Origin of the sequence: Stenotrophomonas sp. MH181796 (genome assembly GCF_009659995.1) — a bacterium.
In the GTDB taxonomy this organism is placed as follows: Bacteria; Pseudomonadota; Gammaproteobacteria; order Xanthomonadales; family Xanthomonadaceae; genus Stenotrophomonas; species Stenotrophomonas riyadhensis.
In genome coordinates this window covers 422,822-441,358 of the sequence record NZ_RAHU01000005.1, presented here as the reverse complement: position 1 = coordinate 441,358, position 18,537 = coordinate 422,822, and the positions used below count along the sequence as shown (strand labels likewise).

Here is an 18,537-nt window from a genome sequence, read left to right as displayed (position 1 = left end):
CGCACGCGGTGGGTCGCCGCGGTCGCCGATCATTGGTATTACCAATAATGATATCGATCAGACCACGTGCAGCGGATTTAACCGCCACTCCGGCGAAGCGCCTATTAGACCATAGGGCTAGACGCCATATTGGTCAGACCATCTCACAATGTAAGGGTCAGAGCCCCTGCGGGGATCTGACCCTGCCTGGGCCCTTGGGGTCGGATCCCCGCAGGGGCTCCGACCCCACTCCGCGTCAGATCTTCTTCTCCAGCCGCCGCATCACCGCCAGCACCAGCACGCACGGCACGCTCACCCCGATGGCAACCACGTACTTGCCGATGCCCACGGCGATGCCGATTGCTCATCTCGCGCTCGACGCCGAGCACGCCGCCGAGCAGCATTGCTGCGGCCACGCGCAGCAGGATCGAGACATCCTGGGTGAGTTGCATGGGCAGGCTCCGGGAGTTTCCCGGAGCGTCGCGTGGCACCCGTGGCACAGAGCTGAAGGCCACACCACAGCCCGTTCACCCGACAGCGCCGGGCCGTGTCCAACGCCTGCGCCATCTGTGATCAACGCATCACTGCGCCAGGTAGCCACCATCAATGGCGTAATAGGTACCGGTCGCGAACGAGGCGTCGTCGCTGGCCAACCAGGCCACCAGTGCCGCTACTTCCTCGGCCGTGCCCAGCCGCTTCAGCGCATGCCGCGCTTCCAGTGTCGCGCGCACCTTCGGATCCATCTTCTCCAGCAGCGGCGTGTTGATGAAACCCGGGCCGACCGCATTGACACGGATGCCATCTGCGGCATGTTCCCAGGCTGCGGTCTGGGTCAGGCCGACCACGCCGTGCTTGGCCGCTACATACGCGGTGGAACCGGCATACCCCACCTGACCCAGGATCGACGCCATGTTGATGATGCTGCCACCGGAACCCGCCGCACGCATCGCCTGGATCTGCGCACGCTGGCACAGGAATACGCTGGTCAGGTTGACGTCGATCACCCGCTGCCATCCGTCCACCGGATAATCACCACTGCTGGCCGCCGGCCCACTGATGCCGGCGTTGTTGACTGCGACATGCACGCCGCCCAGTTCCTTCACCGTGCGCTGCACTGCCGCTTCGACGGCGGCATCATCGGTCACGTCCAGCGCGACGCCGATGGCCTGCACGCCGCTGTCCTGCAGCTGTGCCACCGTGGCATCCACCGCGCCCTGCTTCAGGTCCCAGACCGAAATACGCGCACCGGATGCGGCGAGGGTCTGCGCGACCGCCAGGCCGATGCCGGATACGCCGCCGGTCACGATCGCGGTCTTGCCGGTGAGCTGGTAATCGATCATCTGCATTCTCCATCTGTGGGGGTATCGATGCGGCCTGCCGCCGCCAACGCCTCACGCTACGCCTTCATCCGTGATGACACGGGCGACAACGTGTCCGCAGGCGATCGTTCCACCCATGGAACCTCAACTCCAGTTGATGTATGGAATTGCGTACGGATATGCATGCAGAACGCCGCCGTATGTTCCACGGAAGATTCAACTTGGCCATATTGACCAATCGTTTTGACCATCTCGAAATCAAATGCGGGTGAATCAAGGCGACAATGGGAAACGTTTCCAGTTTCTTCGACACACTCATTCCAATCTGGCGTTTCCCCAGCCATCCAGCGTGCCGTCGCCACCGCATCGCAGCGGGTCTGCACAGGCCACGACCGGAACTGCATCTGCAATGCAGAGCGCATGGGCGAGGTACTGCCAGCGTCCACCTCCTGCGCACGTGCCGAGCAATGTCCCGATATTTCACTTTCGCCGATTACCGCCGCTTCGGCCATCGCCATGGCTTTGATTACCGCGCCGATCCGGAACACCTGCGCGACGATCAGTGGGCCGGCCACGGCGAGGTCAATGAACAGTTCCTGCGTGGCGGCATGAGCCTGATCGCGTCCGACGTCCATAATCGTTTCCCGTATGTGGCCACTGCCCAGCAGAGCCCCGGGTTGGCCATCCGGGTGATGCTGCAGGGGCAGGTCGACGTCCGCATTCCGCGACGCGGCGGCTTCACCCTGCGCGCCGGCACCGCCATGACCGCGCACCACCGGGAACAGGTCGAGATGACCGGCTCACATCCCGGCGAAACGCGCATGCGCGGCGTCAGCGTGATGGTGCCGGGCCAGATCGATCCGGATCTGTTCCAGCTGCCGCAGCTGGAAACAGCGCTCAATACCCACCTGGAATGCCGCCACTGGGCGATTCCGCACACCCTGCTGCCGGTGCTGGGCCAGCTGTTCGACAGCCCCTGGCAGGACGGCATCGACGCGTTGTGGCGCGAAGGCGTCGCACTGCAGCTGCTGGCCGTCGGCCTGCAAGCCGAAGATCTGCAGACCGACCATGTGCGTACGCTGCGGGCTGGCCAGCGCGAGCGCCTGGAGCGCGTGCGTGCCTACCTGCATGACGATCCCAGCCACGCGCATAGTCTGATCGAACTGGCCCAGCTGGCCTGCATGAGCCCAAGTTCGCTGCGCCGTCATTTCGCCCAGCAGTACGGCTGCTCGGTGTTCGACTACCTGCACGAACAACGCATGCGCCACGCCGAGCAGGGCCTGCGCGAGGACGGCTGGACTGTCGAGCAGGCTGCGGCCGCCAGTGGCTACCGTCACCCCAGCAACTTCGCGGCTGCGTTCCGCAAGCGTTTCGGCCTGGTACCCAGCCGCTGGCGTACCGGGCCCTCAAAGGTCGGATAGCGGCTTCTGCGCTGGTAGGTGTCGACCTTGGTCGACACGCTTTGGCACCATCGCGGATGCCGGCCAGCGGCCGGCACTACCGCAGCCGCCTGAATCGACCTGCCATGGCCCAGCCCTGGTGGGTGTCGACCTTGGTCGACACGCTTTCACTCCATCGCGGATGCCGGCCAGCGGCCGGCACTACCGCGGCCGCCGGGTATCGCGCACCCGGCGTACCTCATCAAACTCAATACACCGGCAGATCGATGTAACTGGCCTGCGCCGCGCTGTGCCAGACCCGCTGCGTGGCCTTCTGGTAGTCGCCCGGTTTGGCCAGATAGATGTTCGGCACGTAGGTCTGCGGGTTGCGGTCGTACAACGGGAACAGGCTGGACTGCACCTGCACCATCACCCGATGCCCCTTCTGGAAGGTGTGGTTGGCGTTGGGCAGGTCGAAGCGGTACGGCAGCACCTGGTTCGCCGCCAGCGGCTTCGGATCACTGAAGCTTTCGCGATAGCGGCCACGGAAGATCGCCAGCGACACCGGCAGCTCGTAGCCGCCCATCTCCGGCGTCGACGCTTCCTGGTCCGGATACACGTCGATCAGCTTCACCACCCAGTCGCTGTCGGTGCCGCTGGTCGAGGCCTGCAGGTGCACCACCGGCGCGCCGCCGATGCGCAGCGGCGCGGCCAGCGGTTCGGTGATGAAGGTCAGCACGTCCGGGCGGCCATCAACGAAGCGCTGATCCTTGACCAGCCAGGTGGTCCACATGTCGCGGTCACCGAAACGCACCGGACGCGGCACGAACGGCACCGGCTTGGCCGGGTCGGACACGTATTCCTCGAAGTCGCCCTCGCCCGCCGCCGGTGCCTGGAACGCCAGCTTGCCGCCGGCACGCAGGTACAGCGGCTTGCTGCTGGCAGCACAGCCCTTGTCGCAGCTGCGTGGCCAGCCCTTCAGGCGATCCCAGTGGTTCTCGCCGGTGTTGTAGATCAGCACCGGCGGCGTATCCGCCTTCGGCGCACCGTCCACCAGGTACTGGTCGAAGAACGGCTTGAGCACATCACGGCGGAACTGCAGCGCGGTATCGCCATCGAACTTCAGCGCGCCCAGCTCGCTACCGCTGTAGTTCACCTGGCTGTGCCGCCACGGTCCCATCACCAGGTAGTTGCGGTTGTTGCCGCTGTCGCGCCCTTCCATTGCCTGGTAGGCGTGGTTGGCACCCCACATGTCCTCCTGGTCCCACAGGCCCTGCAGCCACATGGTCGGCACCTTCAATGGCGTCTTCGCCATCACCGCGTCCAGCGCCTGGCCCTGCCAGAAGCCGTCATAGGCCGGGTGCTCCACCAGTTTCTTCCACCAGGTCAGCTGGTCCACGCCGGTGAAACGTGCGTAGTCGCCAGCCGAACCGATACGCAGGAAGGTGCTGTAGTCATCGTAGCCGAGGCTGGGCAGCGGCGTGCCCTTGCCACGCTTCTCGGTCTGCATCGCGAAGTAGTTGAAATTGACCTGACGGAACGCACCGTAGTTGAGCCAGTCGTCACCCATCCAGCCATCGACCATCGGGCTCTGCGGCGCGGCCACCTTCAGCGCCGGGTGCGGGTCGGTCAGCGCCATCACCACGGTGAAGCCCTCGTACGACGAGCCGAGCATACCGACCTTGCCGTTGCTCTCCGGCACGTTCTTCACCAGCCAGTCGATGGTGTCCCAGGCGTCGGTGGAATGGTCCACCTTGGTGTTGTTCAACGGCCCGCGCAGCGGCCGGGTCATCACGTAATCGCCCTCGGAGCCGTACTTGCCGCGGATGTCCTGGAATACGCGGATGTAACCGCCATCGACAAACACCTCGTCGCCCTGCGGCAGCAGGTCGCGCATGCGCGGCGAATCACTGCGGCTGGCGCGGCCAGCTGCGTCGTAAGGCGTACGGGTCAGCAGGATCGGCGCATTGCGCGCGCCCTTGGGCACCACGATCACCGTATACAGCCTGGTGCCATCACGCATCGGCACCATCACCACGCGCTTGTCGTAGTCACGACCGACATCGGGGGCAACGAAGGGCTTGCCGCTGATGTCCGGGGTCATCGGCGGGGTTTCGGCGGCCAGCACGGTGCTGGACAGGCAAAGGGCGATGGCTACAGCAACGGCACGCACACGCATGGAGACCCCTCCCGGCAGGAAAGCCTCAAGCCTACTCCTGCCTTGTACCGTGAAGTGTGGGCGGGCTTTGCATTCTGCGGTGGATGCAGGCAGGACTGATGGCACATGTGCGGCCAGCTGCTGCGCCCGACGGCAACCGGTCGTGCCGGCCGATCAGGCCACCGGCACTTCGTGTAGCGCCAACCAGCGCCAACGGCCATCTTCCTGCCGCAGCACCGCCAGCGATTCCCGCCATGCGGGTACGCCGCCATCGATCGAATGCCCTTCGCGATAGCGCAGCACCGCCAGCGGTGACGGCGCTTCCACCGCCTGCACGGCTTCGATGGAAATCTGCAGCCCCGGCCGCGCGCCATGGCCACCCGCGAACAGTGCCTGCACGGCATTCCGATCCAGCCTGCGGCCACCGATACCGACCATGCTGAAGTCCGCGCAGAAATGCGCCATCAGATCATCCAGCACGTCGGTGCCGACGTCGGCACGGAACCAAGCCTGCAGCTTGTCGTGCAAGTGGTGGACTTCATGTTCTGCGGTGGTATCCATCAGATGTTCTCCGGTTGCGAAAGAGTGAGCAACTGCGGCCGGCGCAGCAGCGCCATCGGCAGCAGGGTCAGTACAGCAGCCAGACCCAGCGCCACGCCGGTGGCATGGGCCGGCAGCCATTGCATGGCCAATGCCAGCAGCAGCGCGATGGCCGCGGTGCCCAGGCAGAAGCTGAGCTGGCGATTGAGGTTCCAGAGTGCGCTGGCATCACCCAGCGCCTCGCCCTCGACCCCATGGAAGGCCAGCGTCTGTGCGGTGCTGCTGCACAGGCTGCCGCCGGCGCCCATCAGCGCGAACAGCAGCCCGGCCAAGGCGACGTGCGGCTGCGGCAGCAGCGCCATCAACAGCAGGCCGCCGGCCTGCAGAAGCATGCCCGTACGCAGTACCGTGGCCGGGCCGAAGCGGGCCAGCAGGCGCTTGCTGGCCGTGATCGCCATGGCCGAGGCCAGCGCCCAGGGCAGCATCAGCGCGCCGATGCGCGCCGCACTGTAACCGGCCTGGTGCAGCTGCAGGGTACTGACCAGCTGGCTGCCGATGAATACACCGGGTACTGCCAGGTAGACCAGCATCGCCAGGCGCAGGCCGCGATGGGATAGCAATGACCAGCGCAGCAGGGGTTGCGCCTGCTGCCGTGCATGCCGCAGGTGGGCCGCCGCCAGCAGCAATGCGATCAACAGCAGTACGGCGCCGGCGGCCCGATGGCCGGGTTCACCCAGCCAGGTCAGCGCCAGCAGCAGTGCGCCCAGCGCCAGCATCGCGGTGGACAGCGCATAGGCCTGCAGGCGTGGCGCACTACGCGCGCCATCGGCCGGCATCCACGCCAGCACCAGTCCAATCGCCACCACGGCCAGCGGCAGGCTGGCCCAGAGCACACCGCGCCAGGACAACCACTGCACCAGCAGCCCACCGAGCGCGGGCGCCAGTGCCGGTACCAGCAGCGCCACCAGCAGGATGCGGCGGGTCAGCGCGCCACGCTGGTCGGGCGTGCACTGTCGGTACGCTGCCGCCTGTGCCACCGGAATCAACAGGCCACCGGCCAGGCCCTGCAGCAGGCGCCAGCCCAGTAGCCAGCCGATACCCGGTGCTGCGCCGGCCAGCGCAGCGGCAACCGCGAACAGCAGCAACGCCACCAGCAGCAGGCGACGCTCACCACAGCGCGCGGCCAGCCAGGGCGCCAGCGGAATCACCACGCTCAGGCCCAGCATGTAGGCGGTGCCCACCCAGGCCAGGGTGCTGATATCGGCGTGCATCTCCGCTGCCAATGCCGGATAGGCCACCGTGGCGATGAACATGTTGACCAGATCCAGGGCGAACACCAGCAGGAAGATCGCCTCATGGCGCAGGCGGGGGGACGGCATCGGCGGCGCTCCAGCGGGGAAGCGGCCAGCATGCCGTCCGGACCTTGTTGGAAAAACACGACGGCAGCTGCAACACTGTCAAACCTGTTTTGACAATGGATCATCATGGTCAGCCTCGATCGCTTCGATATCTTCCGCGCCGTGGTCGAGGCCGGCAGCCTGACCGCCGCCGCCGATCGCCTGGGCCTGAGCCGCGCGGTGGTCAGCTTCAACCTGAAGCGGCTGGAACAGGAGCTGGGCGTGACCCTGTTGCTGCGCAGTACCCGCCACCTGGCCCTGACCGATGCCGGCGAGCAGTTCCTGCAGCACTGCGTGCAGGCGCTGGATGCAGCGCAGGCGGCGATCGATGCCGCACGCCGCGACCAGCATCAGCTGCAGGGTGTGCTGCGCCTGACCACCACCCCGGAGTACGCACAGCTACGCCTGATTCCTGCGTTGGAGGCGTTCCGTGCACGGCATCCGGCCCTGCAGTTGCACCTGTCCACGTCACCCGCGCCGGCCGACCTGATTCCCGAACGCTTCGACCTGGCGATCCGCCTCGGCCGTCTGCCCGATTCGGGCCTGCACGCCAGCGAACTGGAACGGCACCCACTGTGCGCGGTGGCGGCTCCGTCCCTGCTGGCACGCCTGCCCTCTGCCGATGCTGCCGATGACCCCGTGCAGCTGGGCACCCTGCCCCGCCTCGGCTACCCGCGCCTGGCCGACGTGCCGGTCATCGCGCCCGACGGCAGCGACGCCTTGTTTGCCACCAACCCGGGCAATGCAGTGGTGCGCGTGGATGGTGCCAGCAGCCTGCGCGCCTTCGCCGTGGCCGGCGCCGGGGTCACCGTGCTGCCACGCTGGCTGATCGAGGACGACCTGGCCCAGGACCGGCTGCGCCCGGTGCTGCGCCAGCACCGGTTCCCGCAGCAGAGCGTGTACGCGGTCTACCCGCACAGCACGCAGCCCTCACCGAAGGTGCGGCAGCTGATCGATTTCCTGCGCGGGTGGTTCGCCACATGAAAAGGGGACGGAGGGGATCAAGTCGTTCATGCATAAGCGACTTGATCCCCTCCGTCCCCTTTTTCAGACACGGCCCTGTGCCGGGCCGTGTCTTCAGGCATCAGCGCAGCACCTGCTCCACCAGCTGTACATCCACCGTCTGCAGCGGTTCGGCGGCATTGCGCGACAGCTGTACCTGGTAACTGCCGCCGTCGATCTTCCACTGGCGGGCCTGCGCATCGTAGTGGGCCAGGGTCTTCGGCTCGGCTTCGATGCGGATGCGACGCTGTTCGCCCGGCTGCAGGGTCACCTTGTCGTAGCCGATCAGGCGGATCGGCGTGGTGCTGCCGGCCGGCAGCTTCAGGTACAGCTGGGCGACGTCGGCACCGGGGCGCTTGCCGGTGTTGCGGATGTCGACGCTGGCGACCAGGCGCGAGCCTTCCACGCTCACCTTCAGGTTTTCATAGGCGAAGGAGGTGTAGGACAGGCCGTGGCCGAACGCGAAGGTCGGGGTCAGGCCCTTGGCCGCCATCCACTTGTAGCCGACGTTGGCGCCTTCGATATCGAAATCGAACACATCGCCGAACGGCTTGGCCGGCTTGAAGCCGAGGCCGTCGATGTGCGGGCGCGGCAGCTGCGATTCGTCCGTCACCCAGGTCACCGGCAGGCGGCCGGATGGATTGACCTGGCCGGTCAGCAGCGCGGCAATGCCTTCGCCACCGCGGATGCCCGGGTACCAGGCCTGCAGCATCGCCGGCACCTGCGCCAGCCACGGCGTGCGCACCGGGCCGTTGGTTTCCAGCACCAGCACGGTCTTCGGGTTGGCCTTGGCCACGGCCGAGATCAGGGCGTCCTGGTTGTCCGGCAGCTGCATGTCCGGCAGGTCCACCGATTCGGCCGCCCACTGGGTGGCGAACACGATGGCCACGTCGGCCTGCGCTGCTGCCTTGGCCGCAGCGGCGGCGTTGGTGCCGTCCACATACTCGATGGTTGCATCCGGACGCGCCGCACGCAGCGATTCCAGCGGCGAGGACGGGTGGAAGATCACCGGGCCCGGCCAGGTGGTCGGCAGCACGCCCGGCACCGCGTTGGTGCCCTTGGCGGTCACGCCCACCATCGACGAACCACCGCCACCGATCACGCCCTTGTCGGCATGGCCGCCGATGATGACGATGCGCTTCACGCTGTCGGCCAGCGGCAGCAGGTTGCCTTCATTGCGCAGCAGCACGCTGCCTTCTTCCACCGTGCGCTGGGCGACGGCGAAACCGGCCTCGGCGTCGACCTTCTGGTGCTGCGGCGGGTTGTCGAAGTTGCCGTGCAGGAACATCGTGCGCAGGATGCGCGCCACCATGTCGTTCAGGCGCGCCTGCGGCACCACGCCGCCGTGCACGGCCAGGCGCAGCGGCTCATCGAAGAACACCGCTGCGTCGAACACTTCACCGGCCGACTGCTGGTCCAGGCCGGCCAGCGCCGCCTTCGAGCCACTGTGCACGCCACCCCAGTCGGACATCACGAAACCAGGGAACTTCCATTCCTGCTTCAGCACCTGGTTCATCAGGTAGCCGTTCTCGCAGCCGTAGGTACCGTTGATCTTGTTGTACGAGCACATCGCCACGCCCGGGCGACCGGCGTCCAGCGCGATCTCGAAGGCCAGCAGGTCCGACTCGTGCATGGCCTGTTCGCCAATGCGCACGTCGTGGAAGTTGCGACGGGTCTCCATGTCGTTCAGCGCGAAATGCTTCATCGAGGAGATCACGTGCTGGCTCTGCACGCCCTGGATCAGCGCGCCAACCATCGAACCGGCCAGCAGCGGATCTTCACCGGCATATTCGAAGTTGCGGCCGTTGCGCGGGTCGCGCTGCAGGTTGACGCTGCCCGACAGCAGGATGTTGAAGCGCTGTTGCCACGCCTCGCGGCCCATCGTCGCACCGCCGGCAAAGGCAACCTGCGGGTTCCAGCTCGATGCGGTGGACGGGCCCGAAGGCATGGCCGTGGCGAAGTCGCCCGGACGGATGCCACCCGGATTGGTCACGCCGACGCCGGCATCGGCCGACTGCTGCGACGGAATGCCCAGGCGTGCCACGCCGGGCACGAAACCGGCCGAGCCGACCGCGCCTTCCGGCAGCGGGCCACCGTCCTTGCCCAGCCCGAAGTAGCTGTGCAGCATCTGGAACTTCTCATCCTCGGTCATCGCCTTCAGCAGCAACGCAGCGCGTGCATCGGCGTTGAGGGTGGTGTCCATCCACGGCGTGTCGCCGTGCTTGTCGGCGGCGTAGGCCAGGGTCAACAGCGTCGCACGCAGGGTGCTGCCTTCCACCTTGAACGGTGCGCTGCTGGCGGCCTGGAAACCATCGCTGAAGTAGCTGGCATCGGCCTCCAGCGCCACACGCGCCGGATCGAAGCCTGCGGCCTTGGCCGATTCACCGGCCACCGCGCCGAGCAGCACCGCCGGTGCACCCAGCCGCGAACGCGTAACCAGCGCCGGCAGCTGTGCAGCACCTGCGCCGGCATCGGTATAGACCGCCACGGTGTGGCGGCCATCGTCCAGGCGCAGGTAGTTCAGGCCCGACTGGTCGGGGCCGGATTCAGCGGCGATCGGCAGCCGGGTCAGCACGGCCTGGCCGCGCTGGGTCTGGCCATCGTCCTTGCCCGCAGCAATGAAGCGGTACGCGTAGCCCAGGCCATCGGCCAGCACCTGCAGCGGATCGACCTGGCCGATGCCGCGCTGCACCTGGCGCACGCTCACCGCGTCCACCTGCAGAGTCTTCAGCTGGGCGGCCAGGGCCGGCATCGCCTCGGCGGTCGGGGCCTGTTCCAGGGTCAGCACAGTGAACGCGGCGGGGTCGGCCCAGGCTGGGGCAGCCAGTGCGGCAGACAGGGCCAGGGACAGTGCAAGCGGCTTTGTAAACGTTTTCATCGGCAGGCGTAATTCCGTTGCCAAGGCAATCGGTCCAGGGAAAGTGCCGCCGAAGGGTGCAGCGTTCATGCCGCGCAGGGGTTGCCAGGCAACGTCCCGCAGGCCGAAGGACGGGCCGGTCTGCGCCTGGGACCCTCCTCCCGGCGTGACAACCTGCCTGTCCGGGCCGCGCAAGGCGACCCAATCATGTGAAGATTGTGCGAGGGCGTTCACACCTGTCAACAGGACCTAAGTCACAGGGGCAACGTGGCCTTCGGTTATCAGTCCATCACCGGCGGTCATCAGCGCGCCGCGCGAGGCTGCTGATAATGAGGGTCCCTGGCCACGAACCGAGCCCATGACCGTACATCGCGACTTCGACCATCTCTGGCGCGACCGCTGTGACACCTCCAGCCAACGCGCGCCGCGCGTGCTGATCCGGGTGTTCGTGGCCCCGGGTGAGCTGGAGCGCAGTGTGGCGTTCTACGAGCAGTTGCAGGGCGTGGTGGCCGATGCGGGGTTCCCGTTTCCGGAGGCCGGCCTGCGTCTGGCGATGGTCGGTGCGTTCCTGTTGCTCGAGGGCAGCGAGGCGGCGCTGGCGCCGTTCACTTCGACCACGGGAACGCTGCTGGTCGACGATGTTCGGCCCTATCACGACAAGCTGGTGGCGGCTGGCGCTGAAATCATCTTCCCGCTGCAGGTGGTCCCGACCGGGGCAGCGTTCAATGCGGTGCATCCCGATGGCACGGTGGTCGAGTACGTGCATCACCGGCCGGATCCGCAGGGGCGGTGAGGGTGCGCGCGGCCGGGCTGCGCCCGGCACCCGCGGTAGTGCCGGCCGCTGGCCGGCAACCTCAGAAGCAACAGCCGAAGCAACAGCGGGCTCCTGTGGGGTGGCGGGGTGGGCCCGGTTGCGGGGGACGGCGCAAGTACGTCCATGTAGCCTCGGTCGCGCCATCCATGGCGCTCACGCCCCCGCAACCGGACCCACCCCGCCTTCGACAATTCCCTGCACGGCCTGCTGTAGAGCCGAGCCGATGCTCGGCTGCTCTTCGTTCAACTGTCGGAATATTCGATTTCGATGGAGATTCATCCACGCATGGCGTGGATCTACAATTCCTCCATGTCCTCTCCCGTCCTGCCCTGGAATGGCACGCTGCTGCTGGATGCTCACGTGGCCGTGCTGCAGGGCCACGCTGGTGGCAGCGATACGCACGCGCACTACGCCCATCAACTGTTACTGAGCGACGGCGCGCCCTGGCAGGTCGAGGTCGATGGCGTACGGCAGCAGGGCCAACGGCTGTGGCTGCCGTCATTCCAGCCGCACGCAATCCTGTCGGCGCCGGAAGCGGGCTGCACGGTGTTCCTTGAACCGGCACATGCCGATCCCGGGCAGATCCAGCAGCACCTGCACGCGCTGCCGGGCAACGCGCTGGCGCTGCACGACTGGCTGCCACGGCTGAGCCGCCCGCAGCCGCTGGACCGCCGCGTGCAGGCAGCGCTGTCCCGTATCGCCGAGCACCTGCCCGGCCCGGTGCCGGCTGCCGATATCGCCGAGGCGGCACATCTGTCGACCAGCCAGCTGCATCGGCGCTTCCAGTCCGATCTGGCGGTGACCCTGCGCGGCTGGGTGCTGTGGCAACGGCTGCGCCGCGCGCTGATGCATCATCTGCGCGGGCACAGCCTGACCGACAGCGCGCATGCGGCCGGATTCGCCGACCTGGCCCATCTGTCACGCAGCCTGCGCCGCATGTTCGGCATCGGTGCCGCACAGCTGCAGGGCCTGCAGCTGCAGGCGGCCTGACACGGCCGATCATCCGCGCCTGCGCAATCCTTCCGGCAACTCCGGCACCTCGCCATGCGGCAGTTCGCGGAACGGCGCCAGCAGCTGCCCGGGGTAATCGCGCGGATAGTCCGGTTGGCTGCCGATGCCGAGGTCGCGTTGCTGCAGCCGATAGCCGGGCGCATCGAAGGCGGTCCCCAGCAGATGATCCCAGACAGTCAGGAACAGGCCGAAGTTGACGTCGCCGGCGGTGCCGTAACGCATGTGGTGGAAGCGGTGCAGCGGTGCCCAGGCCATCACCCGGCCCAGCACGCCCGGGCGCATGTCCACGTTGGAATGCTGCAGCAGCAGCTGGATGGCAATGGCGAACGCCAGCACCACGGCCACCGGCATCGGCAGGCCCAACAGCAGCAGCGGCAGCACGCCGCCGACTGCTTCGGCCGCCTGGTGCAACGGGTGCTTCATCAGGCCATTGAAGCCGTACATGCGGGTGACGCTGTGATGTACCGCGTGCAGCCGCCACAACCAGCCGATGCGATGGCTGGCGTAGTGCACCAGGGTGATGCCGAGATCGGCGCAGATGATGGCCAGCAGCACCTGCAGCGCGAATGGCCACTGCAGCGGCCAGGCCTGCCACGGAATGATGGCTGCCAGCAGCGGCACCGCCGCGATCGACAGCAGATTCAGGCTCTCGTTGACCAGCGCATGCAGGGTGTCACGCAGGCTGTCGCCGTGGTCATGGTTGAACGCAGGGTCATAGGGCCACACGCGTTCGGCGGCGAACGAAACCGCGATGGCGACCGCCAGCAAGGCCAGCAGCCATAGCGGATCACCGTGCAGGTGGCCGACCCAGACGACGGCAGCAGCGACGAAGCCCAGCAGGAACAACGGGGCATACAGGCGGAGCATTCAGTGCTTCATGGGCAATCCGGAAAGTGAGGGGCCTTCATGCTGGCGCGGCGTATGGGGCGCCGGCTTGAACAAACGGCGCAAGCGCGTGCTGCGGGTGGATGCCGAGCTTGGTCGGCACCGTGTTCCTGCATCCACGCATGGCGTGGATCTACCGATTCGCTCCGCCTTCCCACATCCACGCATGGCGTGGATCTACAATGGCGCCCTCATCGCGCCCGGGACCGGCATGGATTCCTTCAACCTGATGCGCGCCTTCCGCCGCATCGTCGAACGCGGCGGGCTGGCCCGCGCCGCCGAAGACCTGGGCATGTCGCCGGCCGGCCTGAGCAAGCAGCTGCGCACCCTGGAAGCGCACCTGGGCGTGGTGCTGCTGCAGCGGACCACGCGGCGCATGAGCCTGACCGAGACCGGCCACGCCTATTACCGCGAATGCTGCCGCCTGCTCGACGAGCTGGAGGCGCTGGAACGCGGCATCGCCGAACAGCGCGGCGACGTGGCCGGGCGCCTGCGCGTCAATGCACCGCAATCATTCGCGCTGAGCACGCTGTCGCCGCTGCTGCCACGCTTCCTGCAGCAGCATCCGCAGCTGTCGCTGGACCTTGTGATGGAAGACCGCCTGCTCGATGCGGTGGGCGAAGGTTTCGATGTGTCGCTGCGGTTGCGTGCCGAGCTGGACGACTCGCGGCTGGTGGCGCGCCGCCTGGCCTCGTTGCAGCAGGTGCTGTGCGCGGCTCCGTCCTACCTTCAGCAGCATCCGGCACCGCAGGCGGTGGACGATCTGCAGGCGCACAGCGTGCTGGCCTACAGCCTGTCCGACTCGCCCGGCAGCTGGCCGCTGCTCGGCCCCGACGGCCAGGTGACCATCACCCTGCCGGCGCGCGTCACCGTCAACAACAGCCTGCTGCTGCGCGACCTGCTGGTGGCCGGCATGGGCATCGGCGCCCTGCCCTCGTTCCTGGCGGCACCGGCGCTGGCCCGTGGCGAACTGCAGCAGGTGCTGCCCGACCACCGCTATCCGCCGCGCTTCGTGCATGCGGTCTACCCCACCTCGCGCCACCTGCAGCCCAAGGTGCGTGCCTTCATCGATTTCCTGCACGCCGAGCTGCCCGGCTGCGCGGGCCTGGATTCGTAACCGCCAGCGAAAACTGAGCTGCCCGCGGCGCGCTGTTTCAGCCACGCCGCGCTGCCTACTCTGCCGCCTCCCCTCTCACCGATGGCAGGCAGATGTCTTCCGTTCCTTCCCCCGCCACCGCCGCGCCGGTGGTCGATTTCTTCCACGACGTGGTCTGCGGCTGGTGCTTCGTGCTGGCCCCGCGCCTGCAGCAGGTCTCCGCCGAACTCGGCATCCAGGTGCGTCACCGCAGCTTCGTGCTGCAGGACTCGCGCGCGCAGATGGTCGAGGTGTTCGGCTCGATGGAGCGCGCCAAGGCGATCATCCTGCGCCACTGGACCGACTGCGCCGCGCATGAAGACAGCGCGCGCATCGATATCGAAGGCATGCGCGCACAGGACTTCGAGTATCCGTCCGGCTGGCTCGGCGCACTGGCCTGCCAGGCCGCCGGCGTGCTCGGCGGCAATGATGCCCATGGCGCGATGTTCGACGCGGTGCAATGGGCGCACCTGCACCAGCACCGCAACATCGGCGATGCCGAAGTACTGCTGGATATCGCCGAAGCGCTGGGCCATCCCCGTGGCGCCTTCGCTGACCACATGCGCAGCGACGCAGTGCGCCAGCGCGTGCAGGCCGACCGTGCCGACGCCGCTGCCCTCGGCATCCGTTCCATTCCCACCGTGATCGGCGGCAACGGCCTGCGCCTGCAGACCCTGCCGCTGCCGCAACTGCGCCAGGCCCTGGCGCACCTGGTCGCGGCCTGAGCCGCACCATCCCCACCCCAAGGAGATTCCCCATGACCCCACGTACCCTGGCCACCGCGCTGGCCCTGCTGCTGGCCGGCACCGCCGCTTCCACCACCGTGTCCGCGCACGAACGCGTTCCCTCCGGCCAGCAGGTCGGCACCAGCCCCTGGGGGCCGAAGGACGAGATCGGCCGCCTCAACCTGATCACCGAAGCCTCGCGTGCGGCGATCCTGTCGCGGGTCAGCGGCGGCAAGGCCTATGACCTGGCCACCGAATACTACGTCGGCATGCCCAGCTGGCAGGATGCCGGCGACCCGCACTACCAGTTCTGGATGACCCACACCCCGCGCGGCACGGTGATGGATGATCCGATGGGCGTGGGTGAAACCATGAACCTCACCCGCAGCTACACCGGCACCGCATTCTCGATGTACAGCCACACCGGCACCCACATCGATGCGCTGAACCACTTCGGCATCCACGGAAAGATCTGGAACGGCTTCGAGGCCGACAAGCACCTCGGTGACCGTGGCTGGAATGTCACCGGCATCGAGAAATTCCCGCCGCTGATCGCGCGTGGCGTGCTGATCGACGTGGCCGGCGCCAAGGGCGTGGACATGCTGCCTGACAGCTACCGAGTCACCCGCCAGGACCTGAAGGATGCGCTGGCACGCCAGCAGGTGAAGCTGCAGCAGGGCGACGTGGTGCTGATCCGCACCGGCCGCATGCGCCTGTTCGAACAGCCCAAGGCCTACATGGCCAACCCGCCGGGCATGGGCCTGGACGCGGCGCGCTTCCTGGTGGAGGACAGCGGCGCGATGATCGTCGGCGCCGACAACCTCAGCTTCGAGACCTTCCCCTCGGAGGTGTCCGACGACTACGTGCCGCTGCACACCTACCTGCTGGCCCAGCAGGGCGCGCCGATCATCGAGCTGGTGGCGCTGGACGAACTGGCCCGCGACAAGGTCTATGAGTTCGCCTTCATCGGCGGCCCGCTGAAGATCCGCGGCGGCGATGCCGCGCCGCTGCGCCCGGTCGCGCTGCCGGTGCGCCCGTAACCGGGGCCTGCGGGGGTGCCGCCCCTGGTCGGCATTCCCTCCCATGCCGGGTGGGTGCCGACCTTGGTCGGCACTCCTTTACCCCTTCAGCAACCTGAAACCCGACCTTCCGATTTCATTAGTAATTCTACTCACAAGGCGAGTAGCATGTCCGGTCTCAGCCCCTGATACCGGCCCGTCGATACTCGCGCCATGCCCGCCGTTTACGCCCGCTCCTGCCGCTTCCAGCCCGCCCGGCGCCTCCCTTGGAGGACCGGCTGATGGGTGCCGTCGTCGCCCTCGACCGGCTGCTGGACGGGCGCCAGCTGTGGCGCGGCCCGGCTCGCCAGGGACCGGCCAGCGACCACCTGGCCAGCGGTCACCCGGCACTGGACGCACGCCTGCCCGGCGGTGGCTGGCCGGCCAGCGGGCTGTGCGAGGTGCTGCAGGCCGCGCCCGGCGTGGGCGAGCTGGCCCTGGTCTGGCCGGCGCTGGCGAAGCTGAGCCAGCACGACCGCCCGATCGTGCTGGTCGCCCCGCCCTACCGCCCGCATGCCCCGGCCTGGGCTGCAGCCGGGCTGGACCTGGCCCAGCTGCAGATCATCCACGCCGCGCCGAAGCAGGCGTTGTGGGCTGCCGAACAGTGCCTGCGCTCGGCCGCCTGCGCGGCGGTACTGTGCTGGCCACACCAGGCCGACGACCGCTCACTGCGCCGGCTGCAGGTGGCTGCCGACAGCGGCCAGTGCCTGGGCTTCGTGTTCCGCGAGGCGCAGGCAGCGCGCAACCCCTCCCCGGCCAGCCTGCGCCTGCAGCTCGACCACGGCCAGGTGCGGGTGCTGAAGTGCCGTGGCGGCCTGCCACCCGCACAGCCGTTGCCACTGGCCATCGCCCACTGAGGCCGCGTCATGCATTGGGCCTGCCTGTTGTTGCCGCAGCTGGCACTGGACAGCGTACTGCGCCTGCAGCCGGACCCGCAGCGGCCACTGGTGCTGCTGCAGGGGCCGGCACAGCGCCGCGTGCTGCGTGCGGTCAGCCCGTCGGCACGCGCAGCGGGGCTGCGCCCGGGCATGCTGCTGTCGGCTGCGCAGGTGCTGGTGCAGGACATGCACCTGCACGACTACGACCCGAACGCCGAACAGCACACCCGGCAGCTGCTGGCCAGCTGGGCCTACGCCTACAGCTCGCAGGTCAGCCTCGATTTTCCGCACGCGCTGGTCATGGAGATCGGAGCCAGTCGCGCCCTGTTCGGTGACTGGCTGACGATCGAAAAGCGCCTGCGCGGCGAACTGCATGAGCTTGGTTTCCGCCATCGCCTGGTGGCCGCACCCACCGCGCATGCCGCGCGCGTGCTGGCCAACGTCCACGACGGCCTCGGCATCGATGCGCAGCAGCTGCCAGCAGCACTGGCGCAGCTGCCGTTGCCGCGTTGCGGCCTGCCCAGCGACGCGGTGACCGTGCTCGGTCGTTCCGGGCTGCGCACGCTGGGTGCGGTGCTCGAACTGCCGCGCGACAGCCTGGCCCGGCGCTTCTCACCCGAGGTACTGCAGCAACTGGATGCGCTGCGCGGCCTGCCCACCGCGCCACTGCGTTACTACCAGCCACCGGACCGTTTCGATGCGCGCATCGAATTCGAATACGAGATCGAATCCAGCCAGGCCCTACTGTTCCCGCTGCGTCGCCTGCTGCTGGACCTGGCCGCGTTCCTGTGTTCGCGCGATGGCGGCGTACAGCGCTTCGACCTGCACTTCGAGCATGACCTGCTGCCGGCCAGCGTGCTGACCATCGGCCTGCTGGCACCCGAGCGCGATCCCGCGCTGCTGTTCGAGATCGCACGCAACCGCATGGAAGCCTTCGCCCTGCCCGCCGGCAGCCGTGCACTGCGCCTGCAGGCCGAGCAACTGCCACCGTTCGTGCCCGCCGCGCGTGACCTGTTCGACACCCGGCCGGCACAGGCGATGCCCTGGAACCAGCTGCGCGAGCGCCTGCGGGCGCGGCTGGGCGATGACGCCGTGCAACCGCTGGCGGTGCAGGCCGACCATCGCCCCGAACGCGCCAATGGCACCCAGCCCGCGGCCAAGCCTCCATCGTACTGGCCGCTGCGCCCCGGTTGGCTGCTGGACACGCCGCAACCGCTGCGTGATCCCCGCCTGCGTATCATCGCCGGGCCGGAGCGGATCGAATCGGGCTGGTGGGACCAGGCCGATGCGCGCCGCGACTACTACGTGGTGGAAACCGCACACGGCCAGCGCGGCTGGGCGTTCCGCACTCGCAATGATCCGCATGCGCCGTGGATGCTGCACGGCTGGTTCGGCTGAGC

At 67.8% G+C, this 18,537-nt stretch carries 16 protein-coding genes and 1 pseudogene; 9 read left to right on the top strand and 8 right to left on the bottom strand.

Annotated features, from left to right (window positions below; translation table 11 throughout):
- Positions 1 to 235: 235 nt before the first annotated feature.
- The 3 genes and pseudogenes from D5301_RS24480 to D5301_RS15030 form a co-directional block, all read right to left on the bottom strand.
- Positions 236 to 431 (bottom strand): annotated as a pseudogene (locus tag D5301_RS24480) (hypothetical protein).
- A gap of 129 nt (positions 432 to 560) precedes the next feature.
- Positions 561 to 1,319, bottom strand: a complete 759-nt coding sequence (locus tag D5301_RS15035; protein ID WP_153856111.1) for an SDR family NAD(P)-dependent oxidoreductase — start codon at positions 1,317 to 1,319, stop codon at positions 561 to 563.
- Positions 1,320 to 1,375: 56 nt separating this feature from the next.
- The gene (locus D5301_RS15030) at positions 1,376 to 1,720 is read right to left on the bottom strand and encodes a hypothetical protein (RefSeq protein WP_153856110.1); all 345 of its coding nucleotides are present in this window, start codon (positions 1,718 to 1,720) and stop codon (positions 1,376 to 1,378) included.
- Between the two features lie 45 nt (positions 1,721 to 1,765).
- On the opposite strand from D5301_RS15030, the gene D5301_RS15025 reads away from it, so the two are divergent.
- Positions 1,766 to 2,719, top strand: coding sequence for an AraC family transcriptional regulator (locus tag D5301_RS15025; RefSeq protein WP_153856109.1), 954 nt, complete (start codon positions 1,766 to 1,768; stop codon positions 2,717 to 2,719).
- A gap of 226 nt (positions 2,720 to 2,945) precedes the next feature.
- Here D5301_RS15025 and D5301_RS15020 read toward each other — a convergent pair whose 3' ends face one another.
- The 3 genes from D5301_RS15020 to D5301_RS15010 form a co-directional block, all read right to left on the bottom strand.
- On the bottom strand, positions 2,946 to 4,856 hold the full coding sequence (locus D5301_RS15020) for a CocE/NonD family hydrolase (RefSeq protein ID WP_153856108.1): 1,911 nt from the start codon (positions 4,854 to 4,856) through the stop codon (positions 2,946 to 2,948).
- 153 nt (positions 4,857 to 5,009) lie between these two features.
- The gene (locus D5301_RS15015; protein ID WP_153856107.1) at positions 5,010 to 5,396 is read right to left on the bottom strand and encodes a DUF4440 domain-containing protein; all 387 of its coding nucleotides are present in this window, start codon (positions 5,394 to 5,396) and stop codon (positions 5,010 to 5,012) included.
- Complete coding sequence (locus D5301_RS15010) at positions 5,396 to 6,754, bottom strand: MFS transporter (RefSeq protein WP_110712683.1); 1,359 nt, start codon at positions 6,752 to 6,754, stop codon at positions 5,396 to 5,398. The genes D5301_RS15015 and D5301_RS15010 overlap by 1 nt, the downstream gene beginning before the upstream one ends.
- 105 nt (positions 6,755 to 6,859) lie before the next feature.
- Here D5301_RS15010 and D5301_RS15005 point away from each other — a divergent pair, with 105 nt between their 5' ends.
- Positions 6,860 to 7,756: a LysR family transcriptional regulator gene (locus D5301_RS15005; protein WP_110712684.1), complete on the top strand. Its 897-nt coding sequence runs from the start codon at positions 6,860 to 6,862 to the stop codon at positions 7,754 to 7,756.
- A gap of 100 nt (positions 7,757 to 7,856) precedes the next feature.
- Here the strand turns inward: D5301_RS15005 and D5301_RS15000 are convergent, their stop codons facing one another.
- Complete coding sequence (locus D5301_RS15000; protein ID WP_153856106.1) at positions 7,857 to 10,652, bottom strand: glycoside hydrolase family 3 C-terminal domain-containing protein; 2,796 nt, start codon at positions 10,650 to 10,652, stop codon at positions 7,857 to 7,859.
- 337 nt (positions 10,653 to 10,989) lie between these two features.
- On the opposite strand from D5301_RS15000, the gene D5301_RS14995 reads away from it, so the two are divergent.
- Together D5301_RS14995 and D5301_RS14990 are read left to right on the top strand one after the other, a co-directional pair.
- A complete protein-coding gene (locus D5301_RS14995; protein ID WP_153856105.1) occupies positions 10,990 to 11,424 on the top strand; it encodes a VOC family protein in 435 nt (144 codons plus the stop codon).
- Between the two features lie 306 nt (positions 11,425 to 11,730).
- Positions 11,731 to 12,435, top strand: coding sequence for an AraC family transcriptional regulator (locus D5301_RS14990; RefSeq protein WP_153856104.1), 705 nt, complete (start codon positions 11,731 to 11,733; stop codon positions 12,433 to 12,435).
- Positions 12,436 to 12,444: 9 nt separating this feature from the next.
- Here the strand turns inward: D5301_RS14990 and D5301_RS14985 are convergent, their stop codons facing one another.
- Complete coding sequence (locus tag D5301_RS14985) at positions 12,445 to 13,323, bottom strand: sterol desaturase family protein (RefSeq protein ID WP_153856103.1); 879 nt, start codon at positions 13,321 to 13,323, stop codon at positions 12,445 to 12,447.
- A 184-nt stretch (positions 13,324 to 13,507) separates the two neighbouring features.
- Here D5301_RS14985 and D5301_RS14980 point away from each other — a divergent pair, with 184 nt between their 5' ends.
- The 5 genes from D5301_RS14980 (at position 13,508) to D5301_RS14960 (ending at position 18,535) form a co-directional block, all read left to right on the top strand.
- On the top strand, positions 13,508 to 14,458 hold the full coding sequence (locus D5301_RS14980; RefSeq protein WP_194936645.1) for a LysR family transcriptional regulator: 951 nt from the start codon (positions 13,508 to 13,510) through the stop codon (positions 14,456 to 14,458).
- Between the two features lie 92 nt (positions 14,459 to 14,550).
- The gene (locus D5301_RS14975; protein ID WP_153856102.1) at positions 14,551 to 15,201 is read left to right on the top strand and encodes a DsbA family protein; all 651 of its coding nucleotides are present in this window, start codon (positions 14,551 to 14,553) and stop codon (positions 15,199 to 15,201) included.
- 32 nt (positions 15,202 to 15,233) lie between these two features.
- The gene (locus D5301_RS14970; RefSeq protein WP_110712689.1) at positions 15,234 to 16,241 is read left to right on the top strand and encodes a cyclase family protein; all 1,008 of its coding nucleotides are present in this window, start codon (positions 15,234 to 15,236) and stop codon (positions 16,239 to 16,241) included.
- A gap of 260 nt (positions 16,242 to 16,501) precedes the next feature.
- Positions 16,502 to 17,116: a translesion DNA synthesis-associated protein ImuA gene (gene imuA / locus D5301_RS14965; protein WP_153856101.1), complete on the top strand. Its 615-nt coding sequence runs from the start codon at positions 16,502 to 16,504 to the stop codon at positions 17,114 to 17,116.
- Between the two features lie 9 nt (positions 17,117 to 17,125).
- Positions 17,126 to 18,535, top strand: a complete 1,410-nt coding sequence (locus D5301_RS14960) for a DNA polymerase Y family protein (RefSeq protein ID WP_153856100.1) — start codon at positions 17,126 to 17,128, stop codon at positions 18,533 to 18,535.
- Positions 18,536 to 18,537 lie beyond the last annotated feature (2 nt).

Coding starts and splice junctions, on each gene's coding strand:
- D5301_RS15035 (WP_153856111.1), bottom strand. CDS start 1,319: ATGATCGATTACCAGCTCACCGGCAAGACCGCGATCGTGACCGGCGGC.
- D5301_RS15030 (WP_153856110.1), bottom strand. CDS start 1,720: ATGCGCTCTGCATTGCAGATGCAGTTCCGGTCGTGGCCTGTGCAGACC.
- D5301_RS15025 (WP_153856109.1), top strand. CDS start 1,766: ATGTCCCGATATTTCACTTTCGCCGATTACCGCCGCTTCGGCCATCGC.
- D5301_RS15020 (WP_153856108.1), bottom strand. CDS start 4,856: ATGCGTGTGCGTGCCGTTGCTGTAGCCATCGCCCTTTGCCTGTCCAGC.
- D5301_RS15015 (WP_153856107.1), bottom strand. CDS start 5,396: ATGGATACCACCGCAGAACATGAAGTCCACCACTTGCACGACAAGCTG.
- D5301_RS15010 (WP_110712683.1), bottom strand. CDS start 6,754: ATGCCGTCCCCCCGCCTGCGCCATGAGGCGATCTTCCTGCTGGTGTTC.
- D5301_RS15005 (WP_110712684.1), top strand. CDS start 6,860: ATGGTCAGCCTCGATCGCTTCGATATCTTCCGCGCCGTGGTCGAGGCC.
- D5301_RS15000 (WP_153856106.1), bottom strand. CDS start 10,652: ATGAAAACGTTTACAAAGCCGCTTGCACTGTCCCTGGCCCTGTCTGCC.
- D5301_RS14995 (WP_153856105.1), top strand. CDS start 10,990: ATGACCGTACATCGCGACTTCGACCATCTCTGGCGCGACCGCTGTGAC.
- D5301_RS14990 (WP_153856104.1), top strand. CDS start 11,731: ATGGCGTGGATCTACAATTCCTCCATGTCCTCTCCCGTCCTGCCCTGG.
- D5301_RS14985 (WP_153856103.1), bottom strand. CDS start 13,323: ATGCTCCGCCTGTATGCCCCGTTGTTCCTGCTGGGCTTCGTCGCTGCT.
- D5301_RS14980 (WP_194936645.1), top strand. CDS start 13,508: ATGGCGTGGATCTACAATGGCGCCCTCATCGCGCCCGGGACCGGCATG.
- D5301_RS14975 (WP_153856102.1), top strand. CDS start 14,551: ATGTCTTCCGTTCCTTCCCCCGCCACCGCCGCGCCGGTGGTCGATTTC.
- D5301_RS14970 (WP_110712689.1), top strand. CDS start 15,234: ATGACCCCACGTACCCTGGCCACCGCGCTGGCCCTGCTGCTGGCCGGC.
- imuA (WP_153856101.1), top strand. CDS start 16,502: ATGGGTGCCGTCGTCGCCCTCGACCGGCTGCTGGACGGGCGCCAGCTG.
- D5301_RS14960 (WP_153856100.1), top strand. CDS start 17,126: ATGCATTGGGCCTGCCTGTTGTTGCCGCAGCTGGCACTGGACAGCGTA.